This is a genomic window from Amycolatopsis thailandensis (genome assembly GCF_042723255.1).
GTDB classification, from domain to species: domain Bacteria; phylum Actinomycetota; class Actinomycetes; order Mycobacteriales; family Pseudonocardiaceae; genus Amycolatopsis; species Amycolatopsis thailandensis.
In genome coordinates this window covers 12,793-32,211 of sequence record NZ_JBHXJK010000035.1, presented here as the reverse complement: position 1 = coordinate 32,211, position 19,419 = coordinate 12,793, and the positions used below count along the sequence as shown (strand labels likewise).

Annotated in this window: 19 protein-coding genes and 1 pseudogene; 7 read left to right on the top strand and 13 right to left on the bottom strand. The window is 69.7% G+C overall.

From position 1 onward, the window contains the following. Positions 1-156: 156 nt before the first annotated feature. Positions 157-1,815 carry an AMP-binding protein gene (locus tag ACFWMR_RS16425; RefSeq protein WP_378378945.1) on the bottom strand — a complete coding sequence of 553 codons (1,659 nt, stop codon included), beginning with the start codon at positions 1,813-1,815 and terminating at the stop codon, positions 157-159. A gap of 140 nt (positions 1,816-1,955) precedes the next feature. On the opposite strand from ACFWMR_RS16425, the gene ACFWMR_RS16420 reads away from it, so the two are divergent. Both ACFWMR_RS16420 and ACFWMR_RS16415 read left to right on the top strand, forming a co-directional pair. Next, complete coding sequence (locus ACFWMR_RS16420) at positions 1,956-2,717, top strand: PhzF family phenazine biosynthesis protein (RefSeq protein ID WP_378378944.1); 762 nt, start codon at positions 1,956-1,958, stop codon at positions 2,715-2,717. Next, positions 2,717-3,091: a YccF domain-containing protein gene (locus tag ACFWMR_RS16415; protein WP_093938327.1), complete on the top strand. Its 375-nt coding sequence runs from the start codon at positions 2,717-2,719 to the stop codon at positions 3,089-3,091. The genes ACFWMR_RS16420 and ACFWMR_RS16415 overlap by 1 nt, the downstream gene beginning before the upstream one ends. Before the next feature lie 88 nt (positions 3,092-3,179). On the opposite strand, the gene ACFWMR_RS16410 is transcribed toward ACFWMR_RS16415, so the two are convergent. From ACFWMR_RS16410 to ACFWMR_RS16380, 7 genes are all read right to left on the bottom strand, one after another. Beyond that, positions 3,180-3,995 carry a metallophosphoesterase family protein gene (locus tag ACFWMR_RS16410; protein ID WP_093938328.1) on the bottom strand — a complete coding sequence of 272 codons (816 nt, stop codon included), beginning with the start codon at positions 3,993-3,995 and terminating at the stop codon, positions 3,180-3,182. A 38-nt stretch (positions 3,996-4,033) separates the two neighbouring features. Then, on the bottom strand, positions 4,034-4,828 hold the full coding sequence (locus ACFWMR_RS16405; RefSeq protein ID WP_093938329.1) for an HAD-IIA family hydrolase: 795 nt from the start codon (positions 4,826-4,828) through the stop codon (positions 4,034-4,036). A 10-nt stretch (positions 4,829-4,838) separates the two neighbouring features. After that, on the bottom strand, positions 4,839-5,903 hold the full coding sequence (locus ACFWMR_RS16400; RefSeq protein ID WP_378378943.1) for a sulfate/molybdate ABC transporter ATP-binding protein: 1,065 nt from the start codon (positions 5,901-5,903) through the stop codon (positions 4,839-4,841). Then, positions 5,900-6,667 (bottom strand): ABC transporter permease, encoded by a 768-nt coding sequence (locus tag ACFWMR_RS16395; protein WP_378277358.1) that lies wholly within the window; start codon positions 6,665-6,667, stop codon positions 5,900-5,902. Before ACFWMR_RS16395 ends, ACFWMR_RS16400 begins: the two co-directional genes overlap by 4 nt. An 85-nt stretch (positions 6,668-6,752) precedes the next feature. Continuing rightward, the gene (gene modA / locus ACFWMR_RS16390) at positions 6,753-7,514 is read right to left on the bottom strand and encodes a molybdate ABC transporter substrate-binding protein (RefSeq protein ID WP_378378942.1); all 762 of its coding nucleotides are present in this window, start codon (positions 7,512-7,514) and stop codon (positions 6,753-6,755) included. Beyond that, the gene (locus ACFWMR_RS16385) at positions 7,511-7,915 is read right to left on the bottom strand and encodes a TOBE domain-containing protein (protein ID WP_020631846.1); all 405 of its coding nucleotides are present in this window, start codon (positions 7,913-7,915) and stop codon (positions 7,511-7,513) included. Before ACFWMR_RS16385 ends, modA begins: the two co-directional genes overlap by 4 nt. A gap of 33 nt (positions 7,916-7,948) precedes the next feature. After that, a complete protein-coding gene (locus tag ACFWMR_RS16380; protein ID WP_093938689.1) occupies positions 7,949-8,422 on the bottom strand; it encodes a MarR family transcriptional regulator in 474 nt (157 codons plus the stop codon). 89 nt (positions 8,423-8,511) lie between these two features. Here ACFWMR_RS16380 and moaA point away from each other — a divergent pair, with 89 nt between their 5' ends. From moaA to ACFWMR_RS16360, 4 genes are all read left to right on the top strand, one after another. After that, positions 8,512-9,576 (top strand): GTP 3',8-cyclase MoaA, encoded by a 1,065-nt coding sequence (gene moaA, locus ACFWMR_RS16375; RefSeq protein WP_378378941.1) that lies wholly within the window; start codon positions 8,512-8,514, stop codon positions 9,574-9,576. A gap of 1 nt (position 9,577) precedes the next feature. Then, a complete protein-coding gene (locus ACFWMR_RS16370; RefSeq protein ID WP_378378940.1) occupies positions 9,578-9,832 on the top strand; it encodes a MoaD/ThiS family protein in 255 nt (84 codons plus the stop codon). 138 nt (positions 9,833-9,970) lie between these two features. After that, positions 9,971-10,819, top strand: coding sequence for a phosphatidylinositol-specific phospholipase C/glycerophosphodiester phosphodiesterase family protein (locus tag ACFWMR_RS16365; RefSeq protein WP_378378939.1), 849 nt, complete (start codon positions 9,971-9,973; stop codon positions 10,817-10,819). A 454-nt stretch (positions 10,820-11,273) separates the two neighbouring features. After that, on the top strand, positions 11,274-11,912 hold the full coding sequence (locus ACFWMR_RS16360; RefSeq protein WP_093938685.1) for a LysM peptidoglycan-binding domain-containing protein: 639 nt from the start codon (positions 11,274-11,276) through the stop codon (positions 11,910-11,912). Positions 11,913-12,274: 362 nt separating this feature from the next. On the opposite strand, the pseudogene ACFWMR_RS16355 reads toward ACFWMR_RS16360, so the two are convergent. From ACFWMR_RS16355 to ACFWMR_RS16335, 5 genes and pseudogenes are all read right to left on the bottom strand, one after another. Then, positions 12,275-13,191, bottom strand: a pseudogene (locus tag ACFWMR_RS16355) (molybdenum cofactor biosynthesis protein MoaE). Continuing rightward, entirely contained in the window at positions 13,188-13,658 is a 471-nt protein-coding gene (moaC, locus tag ACFWMR_RS16350; RefSeq protein ID WP_039917570.1) for a cyclic pyranopterin monophosphate synthase MoaC, read from the bottom strand. Before moaC ends, ACFWMR_RS16355 begins: the two are co-directional and overlap by 4 nt. 17 nt (positions 13,659-13,675) lie before the next feature. Next, positions 13,676-15,214 carry an alpha/beta hydrolase gene (locus tag ACFWMR_RS16345; protein ID WP_378378938.1) on the bottom strand — a complete coding sequence of 513 codons (1,539 nt, stop codon included), beginning with the start codon at positions 15,212-15,214 and terminating at the stop codon, positions 13,676-13,678. Between the two features lie 149 nt (positions 15,215-15,363). Beyond that, positions 15,364-16,755 carry an NAD-dependent malic enzyme gene (locus ACFWMR_RS16340; RefSeq protein WP_378378937.1) on the bottom strand — a complete coding sequence of 464 codons (1,392 nt, stop codon included), beginning with the start codon at positions 16,753-16,755 and terminating at the stop codon, positions 15,364-15,366. A 99-nt stretch (positions 16,756-16,854) separates the two neighbouring features. After that, positions 16,855-17,037 carry a hypothetical protein gene (locus ACFWMR_RS16335; protein ID WP_005156172.1) on the bottom strand — a complete coding sequence of 61 codons (183 nt, stop codon included), beginning with the start codon at positions 17,035-17,037 and terminating at the stop codon, positions 16,855-16,857. Positions 17,038-17,130: 93 nt separating this feature from the next. On the opposite strand from ACFWMR_RS16335, the gene ACFWMR_RS16330 reads away from it, so the two are divergent. Next, positions 17,131-19,374 carry a helicase-associated domain-containing protein gene (locus ACFWMR_RS16330; RefSeq protein ID WP_378378936.1) on the top strand — a complete coding sequence of 748 codons (2,244 nt, stop codon included), beginning with the start codon at positions 17,131-17,133 and terminating at the stop codon, positions 19,372-19,374. Positions 19,375-19,419 lie beyond the last annotated feature (45 nt).

Here is a 19,419-nt window from a genome sequence, read left to right as displayed (position 1 = left end):
CCCGTTTCCTTACGGTTGTGGGATTTCTGTTCGGGACGCTGTCACCGTCCTGATCACAGACTGCCCCTTGCCCCGGGAGCTCATGCGTAGGAAAGCTGTGAACGATCGCACCGCGCGGGCGGCCCATCCGGCTCCGGCAGGCCTCCGAAGCAGCGGTCAAGCGTGCTTCTTCGCGGCCGCCGCCTCCAGCCCGAGGATGCTGATCGACCGCTCCCGCATCTCGACCTTGCGCACCTTGCCGGTCACCGTCATCGGGAACTCCTCGACGACGTGGACGTAGCGCGGGACCTTGTAGCGCGCCAGCTTCCCCTCGCAGAACTCCCGCACCGCTTCGGTGGTCAGCGGTGCCGCACCCTCGCGCATGCGGACCCACGCCATCAGTTCCTCGCCGTACTTGTCGTCCGGCACGCCGATGACCTGCGCGTCGAGGATGTCCGGATGGGTGTAGAGGAACTCCTCGATCTCGCGCGGGTACAGGTTCTCCCCGCCGCGGATGACCATGTCCTTGATCCGGCCGGTGATGTTGACGTACCCGTCGGCGTCCATGATCGCGAGGTCGCCGGTGTGCATCCACCGCGCCGCGTCGATCGCCTCGGCCGTCTTGTGGGCCTGCTCCCAGTACCCGAGCATCACCGAATAGCCGCGGGTGCAGAGTTCGCCCGGCTCGCCGCGGGGCACGGTCAGCCCGGTCTCCGGATCGACGACCTTGACCTCCAGATGCGGCCCGACCCGGCCGACCGTCGACACCCGCCGCTCCACCGAATCGTCCGCGCGGGTCTGCGTGGACACCGGCGACGTCTCGGTCATGCCGTAGCAGATCGACACCTCCGCCATGCCCATCCTGTCGATGACCTGCTTCATCACCTCGACCGGACAGGGCGAGCCCGCCATGATGCCGGTGCGCAGCGAGGAAAGGTCGTGCGAGGCGAAGTCCGGGTCGGCCAGTTCGGCGATGAACATCGTCGGAACCCCGTACAGGGACGTGCATTTCTCGGCCGCGACGGCTTCGAGGGTGGCCTTCGGCTCGAACGCGGGCGCCGGGATGACCATGCACGCGCCGTGCGTCGTCGCCGCGAGGTTGCCCATCACCATGCCGAAGCAGTGGTAGAAGGGCACGGGGATGCACACCTTGTCGGCTTCGGTGTAGTTGCAGAGTTCGCCGACGAAGTAGCCGTTGTTGAGGATGTTGTGGTGCGACAGCGTGGCGCCCTTGGGGAAACCCGTGGTGCCGGAGGTGTACTGGATGTTGATCGGATCGTCCGCGGACAGCTCGCCCTGCCGCTCGGCGAGCCGCGCCGGGTCGGCGCCGCGCCCGTTCTCCAGCAGCGACGTCCACTCGGCGCTTTCGAGCAGCACGACGTGGTCCAGCGCCGGGCACTTCGGGCCCGCTTCGGCGATCATGCCCGCGTAGTCCGACGTCTTGAAGGACTCCGCGGCCACGATGAGCTTGATCCCGGCCTGGTTCAGCACGTACTCGAGTTCGTGCGAGCGGTACGCCGGGTTGATGTTGACCAGGATCGCGCCGATCTTCGCGGTGGCGTACTGGACGCAGGTCCACTCCCACCGGTTCGGCGACCAGATGCCGACGCGGTCGCCCTTCGCGATCCCGAGGTCCAGCAGGCCCAGCGCGAGCGCGTTCACCTCGGCGGCGAGTTCGGTGTAGGTCCAGCGTTTCCCGGCCGCGCGGTCGACGAGCGCGTCCCGGCCACCGAAGGCGGCGACGGTGCGATCGAAGTTGTCGCCGATGGTGTCCCCCAGCAGCGGGGTGTCCGAGATTCCCGATGCGTAGCTCGGTACTGCGGGGGCGTCGGGCATGGAGAACTCCTGCGTTCGGCGGTAGCGACGCGTCGAGTCTAGGAAGGCGGCGTGACGGCGGCCACCTGCAAGTGGAGACCCGCGCCACCTCAGGGGAAACCCGGAGGCCGGGCCCGGCCGTGCCCGATATCGTCGGGGACATGCGCCTCTACATCGTCGACGCCTTCACCTCCGAGGCCTTCGCCGGTAACTCCGCCGGTGTCGTGCTGTTGGACTCGCCGGGCGACGCGGGCTGGATGCAGTCCGTCGCGGCCGAGTTGAAGCACGCCGAGACGGCTTTCGTCGAGGTCGGTGGCGAAGGCCCGAAGTCGCTTCGCTGGTTCACGCCGGAGACCGAGGTCGACCTGTGCGGGCACGCGACGCTGGCGACCACGCACGTCCTGGGCGGCGAGCAGACCTTCACGACGAGAAGCGGTGAGTTGCGCTGCCGCGCCGAAGACGGCTGGGTGTCGATGGACTTCCCGTCGGATCCGCCCCGCGAGTCCGACGACGATCTCTCGTCGATCCTGCCGGGCGTCTCCTTCGACTACGTCGGGCGGAGCCTGCAGAACCTGTTCGCGGTGGTGGACGACGCCGCCGTGGTCCGTTCGCTGGAGCCGGACCTGGCCGGGCTGCGCGCGCACTGGACCGGACGGCTGATGGTCACCGCTCCGGGCGACGTCGAGGGGATCGACTTCGTGACCCGGTTCTTCGCGCCGGGTGTCGGCATCGACGAAGACCCGGTCACCGGGTCCGCGCACTGTGTTCTCGCGCCGTACTGGGCCGCGCGTCTCGGCCGGGACGAGCTCGTCGGCGAGCAGGCCTCGGCACGCGGTGGCATCGTGCACATGAATCTCGAAGGTGACCGCGTCCTGCTTTCGGGGCAGGCCGTCACCGTGGCCAGCGGGGAGTTGCACGTCTGATGCGCCTGATCCTGAACGTCATCTGGCTCGTGCTGTGCGGCCTGTGGATGGCCCTCGGCTACGTCGTCGCCGGCGTCATCTGCTGCATCCTGATCGTCACCATCCCGTTCGGGCTGGCGTCGTTCCGGATCGCGGCCTACGCGCTCTGGCCGTTCGGCCGCACCGTGGTGGACCGGCGTGACGCCGGCGCCGCGTCGGTCATCGGCAACGTCATCTGGTTCATCTTCGCCGGGCTGTGGCTCGCGATCGGGCATGTGCTGACCGGGGTCGCGCTGTGCATCACGATCATCGGGATCCCGCTGGGCGTGGCGAACTTCAAGATGATCCCGGTCTCGCTGATGCCGCTGGGCAAGGAGATCGTGGAGCTTCCGTAGGGCGCTCCGGCCGTGGTTTGTGTCATGAGGGGTCCCCTTCGGACATTTTTTGTCCTAAGGGGACCCCTCATGACACACCCGGGAGGGGTCAGTCTTCGGGTTCCCACGGCAGCGGGATGATCAGGCAGGGGCCGCCCACGAACAAGCCGCCGTCGATCCCCAGCGCCTTCCCGCCCGCGTAGAGATACGGTCCCTCGATCTGCGCGGGGTGGATCCCGAGCTGGTCGGCGATGACGCTGTGCCCGTGCACGATCCGCTCGCCGCCGAGCCGGTCCATGAGCTGCTGCGCGACGTCGGCGCCTTCGGGCCCGCGGAAGGCGTAACGCGTGGTCATCCGCCGCCACACGTCCCACCAGGACTCGATGTCGCTGCCTTCGAGGATCTCGCGGCCGCGCGCGTTGATCTCGTCGATGTCCTCGCCCCAGCCGAGGTATTCGAGCGTGTCCGAGTGCATCAGCAGGTGGTCCGCGGCCAGCGTCAGCATCGGGCGCGACGTCAGCCATTCGATGTGCTGCGGGGTGAGCCGGTCCTGATCGGAGAGCAGCCCGCCGTTGATCTCCCAGCTGCGGGCGAAGCTGCGCGGCCCGAAGTCGGACGGCACCTCCGTGTCGCCGAAGTGGTACATCCCGAGCAGCAGGATCTCGTGGTTGCCCAGCAGCGTCCCGCAGTGCCCGCCCGCTGTCGCGGCCTGTCGTTCCAGCCGCATCACCAGGTCGATGACGCCGACGCCGTCGGGGCCCCGGTCGACGAAGTCGCCCAGGAACCAGAGGGTCGCTTCGCCACCGGCCCAGTCGTCGTCGGAGTCGAGCAGCCCCTTCTCCCGGAGCGCCTCGGCCAGGTCGTCCCGGTGTCCGTGCACGTCACCGACCACGTAGGTCGGTGACGTGGGCTGATCGTCGTGCATCTCTGTGACGATAATCCCTCCGTCCGCCGCCGACTCGCTCAGCCTTCGCCGAACGGGTCACCGGTCCGCCCCACCAGATCGGCGATCGAGTCGATGATCATGGTCGGCCGGTACGGGTAGTGCTCGGCGCTTTCCCGGGTGGAGATGCCGGTCAGCACCAGGATCGTCTGCAAGCCTGCCTCGATTCCCGAGTGGACGTCGGTGTCCATCCGGTCGCCGATCATCAGCGTCGACTCCGAATGCGCGCCGAGCCGCCGGAGCGCCGAGCGCATCATCAGCGGGTTCGGCTTGCCGACGTAATACGGCGAACGGCCGGTCGCCTTCTCGATCAGCGCGGCGACCGAGCCGGTGGCGGGCATCGAACCCTCCATGCTCGGGCCGGTGGCGTCGGGGTTGGTGGCGATGAACTTCGCGCCGCCCTCGATCAGCCTGATCGCGCGGGTTATGGCGCTGAAGCTGTACGTGCGCGTCTCGCCGAGGACGACGTAGTCCGGGTCGCGTTCGGTCAGCACGTAGCCGACCTCGTGCAGCGCCGTGGTGAGCCCGGCCTCGCCGATCACGAACGCCGAGCCGTTCGGCCGCTGCGACGCGAGGAACTTCGCGGTCGCCAGCGCGGAGGTCCAGATGGCCTCCTCGGGGATGTCGAGACCGGTCCGCTCGAGCCTCGCCCGCAGGTCGCGCGGGGTGTAGATCGAGTTGTTGGTCAGCACCAGGAAGCCGATGTCGTTGGCGCGCAGTTCCTTGAGGAACTCGTCCGCGCCGGGCACGAGATGCTCCTCCTGCACCAGCACGCCATCCATGTCGCTGAGGTAGGTCCAACGGCGCTCGTTCATGGGTCCCACCCTAATGTTCCGCGACGGCGTGAACAGCCACGGACGCCGCCTTGACCGAAAGATCGACCGGTGTCCCGGGTTCGAGCGCCAGTTCGGCGACCGCGGCGGGGGTCAGATCGGCGGCGAGGCCGGCCGCCCAGCCGTCACCACGGGACCGGACGCGGATCACCGGTCCGTGTGGTTCGAGCGCGTCGACGAATCCCTCGACGGTGTTGCGCGGGCTCCCCCGGTGCTCGCCGTCTTTCAGGTACACGGCGACGGCGCTGGGCGGGAACACCGCGACCGCCGCTTCACCCTCGGCGACGTCGTCCGCCGGGATTCCGGCCAAAAGCCCGCTCGAGGTGCGCAAACCCCCGTCGACGGCGATGCCGGGCACCAGGTTCAGCCCGGCGATCCGCGCGGTGAACGCCGTGCGCGGCGCGGAGAGGACCTTGCGGGTCTCGCCGCGTTCGACGATCCGGCCCCCGTCGAGGACGGCGACGTGATCGGCCAGCGCCAGCGCGTCGAGCGGGTCATGGGTGACCAGCACTGTCGGCGGACCTCCCCGCAGCACCCGCCGGAGCAGGCCGCGGATGGCGGGCGCCGCGTCGATGTCGAGAGCGGCGAAGGGCTCGTCGAGCAGCAGCAATCCCGGCTCGGCCGCCAGGGCCCGCGCGATCGCGACCCGCTGCGCCTGCCCGCCGGAGAGCTGCGCGGGACGCCGTCCGGCCAGTTCGAGCGCGTCCACTTCGGTCAGCCACTCCCGCGCGCGCTTCTTCGCCTCGGCGCGCCCGGCGCCGGTCGAGCGCGGTGCGAAAGCGACGTTGTCCAAAGCGGACAGATGCGGGAAGAGCAAGGCGTCCTGGGAGAGGAGGCCGATGCCGCGCGCGTGCGGCGGCAGGCCCGCCAGGCCCCGGCCGTCCAAGGTGATCCGCGCGCTGTCGGGCCGGAGCAGGCCTGCCAGGCAACCGAGCACGCTGGACTTGCCCGAGCCGTTCGGCCCGAGCAGGGCGAGCACGCCGCCGTCGGGGACTTCGAACCCGACGTCCAGGGTGAACTCGCCGCGCCGGAGGACGATCTCGGCCGAAAGCGTCACGACCGGACCCCCTCGAGCGCGCGCGGCCGGGCGAGCGCGATCACCGCGACGGCGACCAGGATGAGCAGCAACGCGAGCGCCACGGCGCTGTCGACGTCGACCTCGGCCTGCGTGTAGACCTCCAGCGGCAACGTCCGGGTGACGCCTTCCAGGCTGCCGGCGAAGGTGATCGTCGCGCCGAACTCGCCCAGCGCCCGCGCGAAGCTCAGCACGATGCCCGAACCGAGCGCGGGCAGCAGCAGCGGCAGCGTGACCCGGCGGAACACCGTCCACGGCTTGGCGCCCAGCGTCGACGCGACCCGTTCGTACCGGTCACCGGCACCCCGCAGCGCCCCTTCGAGGCTGACCACCAGGAACGGCATCGCGACGAACGTCTGCGCGATGACCACCGCGGCCGTGGTGAACGGAACCTGCTCGCCGGTCAGCGCGGTCACCAGGACGCCCAGGAAACCCTTGCGGCCCAGCAGGTACAGCAGCGCCAGCCCGCCGACCACCGGCGGCAGGACCAGCGGCAACAGCACCACCGCGCGCAGCACGCGGACGCCGCGCGCCCCCGACCGCGCGAGCACCACGGCGAGCGGGACGCCGAGCAGCACGCAGGCCACAGTGGACAGCCCGGCGGTGATCAAGGAGAGCTTGAGCGCGTTCAGCGACGACGTCGAGGTGATGAGGTCGGGGAAGCGAGTCAGATCCGAGCGCACCAGCAGGCCGACGACCGGCAGCACCACCAGGGCCAGCGCGCAGATCGCCGGCGGCCAGAGCACCCAGGGGACCCCGCCCCCCGCGTTTCGTCCTCTGAATGCGGTACTTGCGCGTGCATCTACCGCGTCCAGAGGACGAAACGCGTGATCAGGGCGCGCCAAAACCGACCTTCGCCAGTTCCTTCTTGCCTTCGGCGCTCAGGACGAAGTCGGTGAACTGCTTCGCGAGGGCCGCCTGCGGAGCGTCCTTCACCACCGCGATCGGGTAGTTGTTGATCGCGCCCGCCGCCTCGGGGAAGTCCACTTTGTCCACCTTCGCGGCCGCGGACGTCGCGTCGGTGACGTAGACCAGCCCCGCGTCGGCGTCGCCCGACTGGACTTTCGCGAGCACGGACTTGACGTCCTGCTCCTCGCTCGCGGGCTTGAGCGTGACCCCGGACGACTGCTGGACCTTCTTCGTCGCCGACCCGCACGGCACCTGCGGCGCGCAGACGACCACGGTCAGCCCGTCCTTCGCGAGATCCGCCAGCCCCTTGACGCCCTTGGGGTTGCCCTTGCCGACGGCGATGGCGAGCCGGTTGGTGGCGAACACCGACGGCTGCCCATCGATCACCTCACCCTTTGTGGCTTTGTCCATATTGGCCTGATCGGCGGAGGCGAAGACGTCCGCCTTCGCGCCCTGGGTCAGCTTCTGGACCAGAGCCGAGGAGCCCTCGAAGCTGAACTTCACCGTCACCCCGGCGTGCTGCGCCTCGAACTGCTTGCCGAGCGCCCCGAAGGACTCGGTCAGCGACGCGGCCGCGAACACGGTCAGCGTCTTGGCCTCCGCCTGCTGGGCCGAGGGCTCCTCGGAGCCGCAGGCCGTCGCGGCCAGTGCCAGCGCGAACAGGGCTGGAACGAGTCTCCTCATCGGCTTCCTTCCGGGGTTTCGATCACGACGGTGGTCGCCTTGACGACGGCGACCGCGAGCACCCCTGGCCGCAGCCCGAGTTCGCGGACGGCTTCGGCGCTCATCAGGGAGACCACGCGATGCGGGCCGCACTGCAGCTCGACCTGCGCCATCACCTTGTCCGTGATGACTTCGGTGACGAGGCCGACGAACCGGTTGCGCGCGGAGCGGCCGACGTTCGACGGATCTTCGGGCTGTTCGGCCTGCGCCTTGGCGAACGCGGCGAGCTCGGCTCCGTCGACGACCTTGCGGCCCGCCGAGTCGTCGAACGCGGTCAACTGACCCGCGCGCACCCAGCGGCGGACGGTGTCGTCGCTGACGCCGAGCAGACGAGCGGCTTCAGACAACCGAAATTGCGGCATGACCGGAAGGCTACTTCCGCAGATGCGGAAAAGCTACGGACGTGAGGAATTGCCGGGCAGTTCGTCGCGGAGGCCATCGAGCACCGCGCTCTGGAAACGTTCGAGCACTTTCCGTTCCTCCGGAGAGAACTCCTCAAGGACCGTCTTCATGTTCGTGTACGCGGATTCGAAGAGCGGCGCGTGGCGCTCCATGGCACCGGGAACGACCTCTATCAGGACCTTCCGGCGATCGACGGTGTCGCGGACACGGCGGGCGAGACCCGCTTTCTCGAGTCTGTCCATGACGCCGGTCACAGCCCCCGTCGACAACCCGGTCAGTTCGGCGATCCTGCCCGCTGTCAACGGTCCCGGCGCCTGACCGGCGAGTTCGAGCACCTTGTGATCGGTGGCCGACAGGCCCATCAGCTCCGCGATCCTGGCGTGCCGGAGGACGGTCAGCGTGCTGCTTTCCCTGCCGAGATGGGCGAACCGGGCCAATTCCTCCGCCGAAAGCGGATATTTCGCCATCCGGAAACCCTTCGGGAAGAAACCGATTCGCTGGGAATGGAGATTCTAGACAGTCGGCTTTCGCCCGCTTCGGGGTTAGTCTGGTGTCAATGACAGCAGTCGATCTCGGGTTTCCCCGTGTCCCCGGTACACGAGGCCGCCCCAGCGTGCCCAGGCCGGACAACCCCGCTCTGATCGACACCTTCGGCCGCGTGGCGACCGACCTCCGGGTGTCGCTCACCGACAAGTGCAATCTGCGCTGCACCTACTGCATGCCCGCCGAAGGGCTGGAGTGGATGCCGAGCGCGGACGTGCTGACCGACGACGAACTCGTACTCCTGCTGCGGATCGCCGTCGAACGGCTCGGGATCACCGACATCCGGCTCACCGGCGGCGAACCGCTGCTGCGCCAAGGGCTGGAGAAGATCGTCGAACGGGTCGCGGCGCTCGAACCGCGGCCGCGGCTTTCCATGACCACCAACGGGATCGGGCTCGCGAAGCGCGCGAAATCGCTCGCCGACGCGGGCTTGGACCGGATCAACGTCTCGCTGGACACCGTCGACCGCGCGCTGTTCGAGACGATCACGCGCCGCGACAGGCTGTCGCACGTGCTGGCGGGCATGGCCGCCGCGCGTGAGGCGGGCCTGGACCCGGTGAAGGTGAACGCGGTGCTGATGCGCGGGCTGAACGAGGATCAGGCCGTGCCGCTGCTGAAGTTCTGCCTCGCCGAGGGCTACCACCTGCGGTTCATCGAACAGATGCCGCTGGACGCGCAGCACGGGTGGAACCGGCGCGACATGATCACCGCCGAGGAGATCCTCGGCATGCTCGGCAAGGAGTTCTCGCTCTCGCCGTTCCCCGCCGCGCGGGGCGGCGCGCCCGCCGAACGCTGGCTGGTCGACGGCGGCCCCGGCGACGTCGGCGTGATCGCGTCGGTGACGCGGCCGTTCTGCGGCGCCTGCGAGCGGACGAGGCTGACGGCGGACGGCGCGGTGCGCTCGTGCCTGTTCAGCAACGACGAGACCGACCTCCGTGCCCTCGTGCGCGCGGGCGCGCGCGAAGAAGAGGTGGCGGACGCGTGGCGGGCGACCATGTGGGGCAAGCTCGCCGGGCACGAGATCAACGAGGCCGGCTTCGCGCAGCCGATCCGGCCCATGAGCGCGATCGGCGGCTGACATGGTGACCATCGTGGTGCGGTACTTCGCGTCGGCCCGCGCGGCCGTGGGCCTCGACGAGGAGAAGGTGTCACTGCCGGACGGCGCCCGCGTCGCCGATGTCGTCGCCCACCTGCGCGAACTCCACCCGGAGAAGCTGGCGAAGCTGCTCGACGCGGTCTCCTATCTCTTGGACGGCGTCGCGGTGCGGGATCTCACGCGGCCGCTGACCGACGCGTCGGAACTGGACGTCCTGCCCCCGTTCGCCGGCGGCTGACCCCGGCTCTGACCTGCGCTAACGGCGAAAAGCGATAGCAAAGGTCCCTTGCTCCCCCGGTGAGGCGTTCCGGGGCCTTTGACCCGCCGTCCGCCCGGAATTCACCACCCGGACGCCGAAGCCGCCGAGGATGCGCCAGTGATCACTCCCCGCCGTATCCTCGCCGCGCTGCTCGCCGCGGTCGCCGCCACGAGTCTGGCGACAGCGCCGGTCTCCGCCCACGAACGCGGCGTCCGGCCGCTGCCGCAGGCGCACAGCCACAACGACTACGAGCACACGCGTCCGCTTCAGGACGCGCTCGATCAGGGCTTCACCAGCGTCGAGGCCGACATCTATCTCGTGGACGGGCAACTGCTGGTCGCGCACGACCTCGCGGACACCCGCCCGGACCGCACCCTGGAGTCGCTCTACCTGGAGCCGCTGCGCAAGCGCGTCCTGGCCAACCACGGCGGCGTCTACCGGCAGCGGCAGGAGTTCCAGCTGCTGATCGACGTCAAGGGCGACGCGAACAGCACTTACGCGGCCCTGGAGAAGCGGCTGTACGACCCGCGCTATTCCTTCCTCTTCTCTCTGTACGCGTTCGGGCACGTCCAGAAGCGGGCCGTCACCGCGGTGCTGTCCGGCGGGCGGCCCAAGGACGTGATGCTCGGACAGAGGTTCCGGCTCGCCTTCTACGACGGCCGCGTCAAGGACGAGAACGACCTCGGGATCGGCTCCGACCCCCGGGTGACCCCGTTGGTCTCCGACTCCTGGACCGGACTGTTCACCTGGACCGGCGCGGGCCCCTTCCCCGCCGAAGAGCGGGCGAAACTACACAAACTGGTCAAAGACGCCCACGCGGCGGGTCAGCGCGTGCGTTTCTGGGCCACGCCGGATACCGCTGGACCAGCACGTGAAGCGTTATGGAAAGAGCTGGTCGCCGCCGGGGTCGACCACCTGAATACGGATGACCTGCCAGGGCTGGCGAACTTCTTGAGGGCTCGCTAAAGTGCGCGGCCCATTCGCGCGCGAAGGCGCACGAATGGGCCAATCATCCCTTAATCCACGTGATGCAAGCCTCACGATCCGTGAATTATCTCGGCCAGGAAACGGTCCGGTAACGGCCCACTGACCTGGGAAAACAGTCGAATCGCCGGAGGTTGCGTGCCGTTACTGTGACGTAGGTCACGGCTCGAATAATTTCCGTTGGGCTCGTTCGTTACGTACCGTCGCTTTTCGGTTGGCCCCGACCGACCACGCAACACCGGGAACCCGTAGCGCCTAGCCCTGTCCAACGGATTCCCGGACCCAACCCCGAGCGAAAGCATTTCCGGACAGGGACGAGGGGACCGAGCCGACGCGGCGTGCGTCAGGCGAAGTCAGCCGGCCTGAGACGGCCGGCCAGACCCCTGGGTCTTCCCTCAGCACCGGCTCGTAGGCGCAGGGAGCGAGATTTACTCACATGTCTTACCGAGGCAAGCACCGCAAGATGTCCGCCGCCACCCGCCACATCGCTCGCGTTGCCATTGCGGGCGTCGCGGTCGGCGCTCCCCTCGCAATCGCCGCGACCCCCGCGTCGGCGACCAACTGGGACGCCATCGCGCAGTGCGAGAGCGGCGGCAACTGGAGCACCAACACCGGTAACAGCTACTACGGTGGTCTCCAGTTCTCGCAGAGCACCTGGCGCGCCTACGGCGGCACCGGCAGCGCGCACAACGCTTCGCGCGAGCAGCAGATCGCCGTCGCCGAGCGGGTCCTCCAGGGCCAGGGCATCGGCGCGTGGCCGGTCTGTGGCAAGAAGGGCGGCTCCGCCAGCCCCGCCAAGGCCAAGTCGAGCGCTCCGAAGGCCACCAAGAAGGTGACCCCGAAGAAGTCGACCGCCCCGGTCCAGAAGCAGCAGGCTCCGGTCCAGGCGCCGGCCGCCAAGGTCGCCAACTCCAACCCGGCCGGTGACTACACCGTCGTGGCGGGCGACACGCTGTCGAAGATCGCGTCCAAGTTCAACGTCCAGGGCGGCTTCCAGAAGCTCCAGGACCTGAACAAGGACTACGTGTCGAACGCCGACTTCATCGTCGTCGGTCAGAAGCTCGCCACCAAGTGAGCTCTTGAGCACCAGTAGGTCGTGATGCCCGCGGGGATTCCCCGCGTGGCCACGTCACGGCTGTCAAGGCCCCACCGCGCTATTCCCCCGGCGGTGGGGCCTTGTCGTATCCGGAGCCGGTACCGCGTGGGGCGGGCTGGTCGTGAGTGGCGATTCGGGTTCTGGCGGACTCGTTTTTGCCTGCCCACTGGTGTGACCGGTCGAGTGTGGAGGATTTGGGACGTTCAACGTCCCAAATCCTCCACCGTCGCGCTGGCAGACGCGAAACCGCCACCCTCGCGCAGGTCAGACGTAGGCAGACAGATACCGGTCCGCTCTAACCCGAAACGCCACTCACGACCACCAAAGCGCTCCGCCCCTCGCTACGGCGAATTGACCCACTCGTCGCTGCCATCGGTGAAGTGCTGGTGCTTCCACACCGGCAGCCGCGCCTTGACCTCGTCGACCAGCTCCGAGCAGGCGGCGAAAGCCTGGCCCCGGTGCTCGGCCGCCACGGCGCACGCCAGCGCGACGTCCCCGATCGCCAGCGCGCCCAACCGGTGACTCACGGCGACCGCCCGCACCCCGGTCCACTTCCCGGAGAGATCCGCGACGACCTCCGCGAGCACCTCCGAAGCACTGGGGTGACCTTCGTAGGCGAGCCGTTCCACCGACCGCCCGCCGTCGTGGTCCCGCACGACCCCGCCGAAGGTGACGACGGCGCCCGCGGCCGCGTCGTCCACCAGCCGGGCGTGTTCCTCGACCGAAAGCGGCTCGTCGACCACCGCGGTCCGTGCGACCCGAACGCTCACTGCTGTGCCTCCCGTGGGTGGTCGCCGCCCGCCAGCTGGTCGACGGCGTGGTCGAGGATCCCGTCCAATACGCCCAGGCCGTCCTTCACGCCGCCGCGTGAGCCGGGCAGGTTCACCACCAGGGTCCGTCCGGCGACGCCGGCGACTCCGCGCGAGAGCACGGCCGTGGGCACCTTGGGCAGTCCGGCGGCCCGGATCGCGTCCGCGACGCCGGGGAGTTCGTAGTCGAGGACGGCGCGCGTGACGTCCGGGGTGCGGTCCGTCGGCGAGATGCCGGTGCCGCCGGTGGTCACGATCACCTGGACCCGGGCCGCGACGGCGTCCCGCAAGGCCTCGCCGACCGGTTCGCCGTCCTCGACGACCACGGGTTCCGGCACGTCCCAGCCTCGCTCGGCGAGCCAGGCCGTGATGACCGGACCGGTCGTGTCCTCGTAGACACCCTTCGCGGCGCGGTTCGACGCCACGATCACCCTGGCGACCCGGTTCACGGCCGCTCCCAGGTCCCGGTCTTGCCGCCGTCCTTGCGGATCAGGCGGACGTCGTCGAGGGTCGCGGCGGGATCGACGGCCTTGATCATGTCGTGCAGGGTCAGCCCGGCGACGGCGACGGCGGTCAGCGCCTCCATCTCGACGCCGGTGCGGTCGTTGGTCTTCGCGGTCGCGGTGATGTGCACGGCGGTCTCGTCGAGAGCGAACTCGACCTTCACCCCGGACAGCGCGATCTGGTGGCAGAGCGGGATCAGCTCGGGCACCTTCTTCGCGCCCATGATGCCCGCGATCCGGGCGGTCGCGAGGGCGTCGCCCTTGGGTAGCCCGTCCGTCGCCAGCAGGCCGAGCACCTCGGCCGTGGTGTGCACGGTGCCGCCCGCCAGCGCGGTGCGGGCGGTGGGCGTCTTGCCGGAAACGTCGACCATACGGGCGGCGCCCGTATGGTCGACGTGGCTGAGTTCACTCACGCCCAGCAGGCTAGTCCTCAGAACATGCGCTGCTTCGAGCGAACCTCGTCGAGCGCCTTCTCCCGGTCCTGGCGCTGCTCCGGCGACATCGAGCCGAAGTACCCGCCGTTGTCCGCGGCGCAGGCCGTGTCGTGCGCGGGACGCTTGCCGTCCACGAGGAACCGGTTGACGGCGTTGTTGCCGCAAGCGTTCTCCGAGCTCAGCCAGACCCCGTGCCCGCCGTCGTCGACCGACACCATCCGCGCGCGGTCACCCAGCGCGCGCCGTGTCTCCTTGGCCCCGCTGAGCGGAGTGGCGGGGTCACGCAGGTTCTGCACCACCAGGATGTTCGACGGGCCACGGTCGCCGATCCGCACGGCAGGCTCGATCGACTCGGACGGCCAGTACGCGCACGCCCAGATGTTGGCGCCGGCGGCGCCGAACATCGGGTACTTGACCCGGTCCTTCTCGACGTTGCGCTGATACGTCCCGACGTTCTCGGGCCAGTTCGCGTCGTTGCAGACCACGTGCAGCTGGCCGGACAGCACGTTGCCCATGTCGATCTGCGCGGCCTGAGCGGACTGCTTCAGCACGCCTTCGCCGTCGAGCGCCTGCCACTGCTGCGCCAGCGTGGGGAAGGACCTGGTCGAATACAGCGCGCCGAACGTGCCCATCCGGAACGCCGCGCCGTCCACGCCGGGGACCGCGCCGCCGTCGAGCTTGGCGGCGAGTTCGTAGAACTTCGCCGTCACCTGCCGCGGGGTACTGCCGAGCCCGTAGCTGGCGTGCCGTGCCGCCGCCCACTTCGCGAAGTCCGGGAAGCGGTCCTGGAAACCCTCCGCGAGCCGGCGCGAAGTCGACGGGTCGAGCCCGCCCGGGCCGACCACGCTGTCGAGCACGATGCGGTCGGTCCGCTGCGGGAACAGCGTCGAATACACGGCGCCGAGATAGCTGCCGTACGAGACGCCGTAGTACGAGAGCTTCTTCTCGCCCAGGGCTTCCCGGATCCGGTCCATGTCGCGGGCGGTGTTGGCCGTGGTGATGTACGGCAGGATCCCCGCGGTCTTCGACTCACCGCACTGCTTCGCGACACCGGCCACTTGCGTCGCCCGCTCCGCCACCGCCGCCGCGTCACGCGCGTACGGCGGGACGTTGCTGACCAGCTGCTCGGGCTTGAGATCGCAGGTGACCGGCGTGCTGTGCCCGATCCCCCGCGGGTCGAACCCGATGATGTCGTACGCGTCGAGCACACTCGCCGGCATACCCGCGGCGCGCAGGGATTCCGGCATGGTCAGCCCCGGGCCACCGGGGCCGCCCGGATTCGTCAGCATGACGCCGCGCCGCTTCGCCGGCTTGGTACTGGCGAGCTTCGAAACGGCGATGTCGATGGTCTTCCCGCCCGGGTTCCGGTAGTCGAGCGGGACCTTCAAGGTGGTGCACTGCAGTGTGGGCGCGTCCGCACAGGCTTCCCAGTCCAGCGCACCGGCCGCGGCGGACGCCGAGGCCGGTACGAGTACCGCCGTGGTGACCACCGCGGCCGTCAGTGTCCCGATCCTGCTCAGGACAGAGCGATTCATCCCCAACCCCCGTCATGATCGACTTCTTGGTCGAAATCGAGACTAGGAGCGGGTCATGTGCGGAGTCGTCACCCTGGAGTCGGCCCCCGGGGTCGGCCTCAGTGATGACGATGCCGCCGAATGGAGCAAGGGACCTTTGGTATCGCGCCCTACTGCTGACCTGCTTTGGCCGCCTTCTTCACGGCGTCGGCGACGGCGGGGGCGACGGCGCTGTCGAAGACGCTCGGCACGATGAACGAGGCGTTCAGCTTGCCGTTGTCCACGACGTCCGCGATGGCGTCGGCGGCCGCGAGCAGCATCGAGTCGTCGATGTGGTGCGCCTGCGCGTCGAGCAGCCCGCGGAAGACGCCGGGGAACGCGAGGACGTTGTTGATCTGGTTCGGGAAGTCGCTGCGGCCGGTGGCGACCACGGCGGCGTGCTTCCCCGCTTCCAGGGGGTCGATCTCCGGGTCCGGGTTGGCCAGCGCGAACACGACCGCGTCGGACTTCATGGTCGCGACCTGCTCGGCCCCGAACAGGTTCGGCGCGGAGACCCCGATGAACACGTCGGCGCCGACGAGCGCCTCGTGCAGCGTGCCCGCCTGCTGCTCTTTGTTGGTGTGCTCGGCGATCCAGGTCAGGTTGTCGTCGAGGTTGCCGCGCGCGGAGTGCACGATGCCGTCGATGTCGGCGGCCACGATGTCGCCCGGGTTCTTGCGCAGCAGCAGGCGGATGATCGCCGAGCCCGCCGCGCCGACACCGCTGACGACGATCTTGCAGTCTTCGATGTTCTTCCCGACCACGCGCAGGGCGTTGCGCAGCGCGGCGACCACGACGATCGCGGTGCCGTGCTGGTCGTCGTGGAACACCGGGATGTCGAGCTGCTCACGCAGGCGCTTCTCGATCTCGAAGCAGCGCGGCGCGGCGATGTCCTCGAGGTTGATGCCCGCGTAGACCGGCGCGAGCGCCTTCGCGATCATGATGATCTCTTCGGTGTCCTGGGTGTCCAGGCAGACCGGCCACGCGTCGACGTCGGCGAACTTCTTGAACAGCGCCGCCTTGCCCTCCATCACCGGGAGCGCGGCGGCCGGGCCGATGTTGCCCAGCCCCAGCACCGCGGAACCGTCGGTGAGCACCGCGACCGTGTTGCGCTTGATGGTCAGGCGGCGCGCGTCCTCGGGGTTCGCCGCGATCGCCTGGCAGACGCGGGCGACACCCGGCGTGTACGCGCGGGAGAGGTCGTCACGGTTGCGGAGCGCGACCTTGGGGCTGACCTCGATCTTGCCGCCGAGGTGGATCAGGAACGTCCGGTCGGAGACCTTGCGGACGCGGACGCCCGGCATCGAGTCCAGGGTCTGCGTGATGTCCTGCGCGTGATTCTCCGACAGGGCGTTGGCGCTGATGTCGACGACGATCGAGTCGGGGTGCGACTCGACGACGTCGAACGCGGTCAGCACGCCGCCGACCCGGCCGACGGCCGTGGTCAGGTCACCCGCCGCGGTGGACGACGCGGGGGCCTCCACCCGGACGGTGATCGAATATCCGGGACCGGGAACCGGCATGGCACTACCCCCGCTGAGGAACGCTCGAATAGGTCGATCGAAAACCTACTCCCGTGACGACCGCCACGAACCCTCGCAGGGGGTAACTGACCAGTAGCTTTACCGGTTGATCTCGGTTTCGGGGTGCACGTAGGGCACCGCTTCGAGCGGGAAGGTCACGTCGCCGAACGGGGACAGGGCGCCCTGCCGATCCGATGCGAGCTCGGTGACCGGGTGCTCCCCGTCCTCACCGGGCCACGTCGGGTCGATCCCCGCGCGCTTCTTGTTCTCGCCCTTCGCCACAACGTCCTCCCGAGCATGGTCAAGCCGTTCTCAAGGGACAGTCTGCCCGAACGTGGCTGCCGGGCCTCCACCCGCCCGGTATCCTGGTCCCCTATGCCCGCGCCCTCCCTGGCGGACTGGCTTCGCCAGGAGTCCGACGACGCCCTCGCGGCACTGCTGCGCGCACGTCGCGACCTGTCCACGCCACCCCCGTCCGACACCATCGTGCTCGCCACCCGGGCAGGCACGCCGGGTTCCGTCGCGCGCGCCTGCGAAGACCTCGACACCTTCACCCTCGCCGTGCTCGACGCCCTGCTGCTCGCCGGAGCGGACACCGATCCGGTCCCCGCGGCCGAGGTATCCCGGCTCGCGGGCGCCGGGATCGGCGCGGCGCTGACGCTGTTGCGCACGCGGGCGCTGGTCTGGGGTGACGACGACGCGCTGCGCGTCCCGCCGTCGGCCCGCGACGCGCTCGGCCCTTTCCCCGCCGGACTGGGATCGTCTTCGCCCTCGCTCGCCGGAACGGACATCCAGGCCGCGCTCGCCGACGTCGGCGAGGACGAACGCGCCCTGCTGACGACGCTTGCCGCCGGGCCGCCGATCGGCCGCACCCGCGACGCGTCGGCCGACGTCCCACTGGAGCGGGCGCAGAACCCCGTCCAGCGGCTGCTCGCCCGGGGACTGTTGCTGCGCCGGGACGATCAGACCGTCGAACTGCCGCGTGAGATCGGGATCGCCCTGCGCGGCGGGACGGTGTTCGAACCCGCGTCGCTGCGCGAACCGGAACTCCCCGTGCATCCGCATCAGCAGTCCACAGTGGACACAACGGCGGCCGGTGAGGCGATGGAGTTCTTGCGCCAGACCGAAACCATGCTCCGCTCGTGGTCGGAGACGCCGCCGCCGGTGCTGAAGTCCGGCGGGCTCGGGGTCCGCGAACTGAAGAAGCTCGCGAAGGATCTCGACGTCGACGAGACGCGGGTGACCCTGCTGGCGGAGCTCGCGGTCGGCGCCGGGCTGGTGGCCGACAGCGAAGCGACCACGCCGGAATGGGTACCGACGACGCTCACGGATTCGTGGCTCGCGTCGCCGACGGCGCAACGCTGGATGACGGTCGCGCAGGCCTGGCTCGAACTGCCCCGACTGCCCGGTCTCGCCGGCGGACGCGACGCGAAGGACAAGCCGATCGCGCCGCTTTCGGAGGATCTGCGCCGTCCGCTGGCACCCACCTCGCGGCGGCGGATCCTGCTCGCCTTGGCCGCGCTGCCCGAAGGCGCCGGGGTGAAGAGCACCGACGAGCTGGTCGCCGCGCTCGCCTGGCGCGCGCCGCGGCGGGGCGGGCGGCTGCGGGACGAGACCGTGCGCTGGACGATGGCCGAGGCGTCCGCGCTCGGCCTGATCGGGCTCGGCGGGCTCACCACGGCGACGAGGGCGCTGCTGGCCGAGGACCGGCCAGGAGCGATCGAGGCGATGCTCGACGCGCTGCCGCGTCCGGTGGACCACGTCCTGGTCCAGGCCGACCTGACCGTGGTCGCGCCGGGACCGCTGGAAGCCGAGCTCGCGGCCGAGATGACCGCCGTCGCCGACATCGAATCGGCCGGGCACGCGACCGTCTACCGGATCACCGAGACGTCCGTGCGGCGCGCGCTCGACACCGGGCGGACCGCGGGCGAACTGCACCAGCTGTTCACGGCGAAGTCGGCGACGCCGGTGCCGCAGTCGCTGAGCTACCTGATCGACGACGTCGCCCGGCGGCACGGGCGGCTGCGCGGCGGGGCCGCCGAGTCGTTCTTGCGCTGCGATGACGCGTCGCTGCTCGCGGAGGTCATGGGGAGCCCCGTCGCGACCGAGTACGGCTTGCGCATGATCGCGCCGACAGTGCTCATCAGCGCGTACCCGCTCGCCGAAGTCCTCGACGCCCTTCGCGCCGCCGGGTTCGCCCCGGCCGCCGAGGGACCCGACGGACGCGTCATGGACATCAGGCCGTCCGGCCGTCGTCTGCCCGCGAAGGCGCGTGCCGCGCGTCGGGCCCCTGGGGAGCCTGCCGGGCTGACGGACGACCAGGTCGGCAAGATCGTCGCGCACGTCCGAGCCGGTGACGCCGCTTCGGCGCGTCGTCGCGGCGAGACCGTGCGGGCGCCGCAAGGAGGCGGCGCCGGGGACACGTCCGCGACGCTGGCGTTGCTGTCGCAAGCGACCATGGAGCGCCGGGAGGTGTGGATCGGGTTCGTCGACTCACGCGGGACGGCGAGTCAGCGGGTGGTGCGGCCGATGCGGGTCGGCGGTGGGGTCCTGGAAGGGACCGACAACGAGCGGTACCCGCTGCACCGGATCACCTCGGCCGCCCTCGTCGAAGACTGACGCCCGCGTTTAGTCCTCTGGATGCGGTCTCGCACGTCGAGGCTT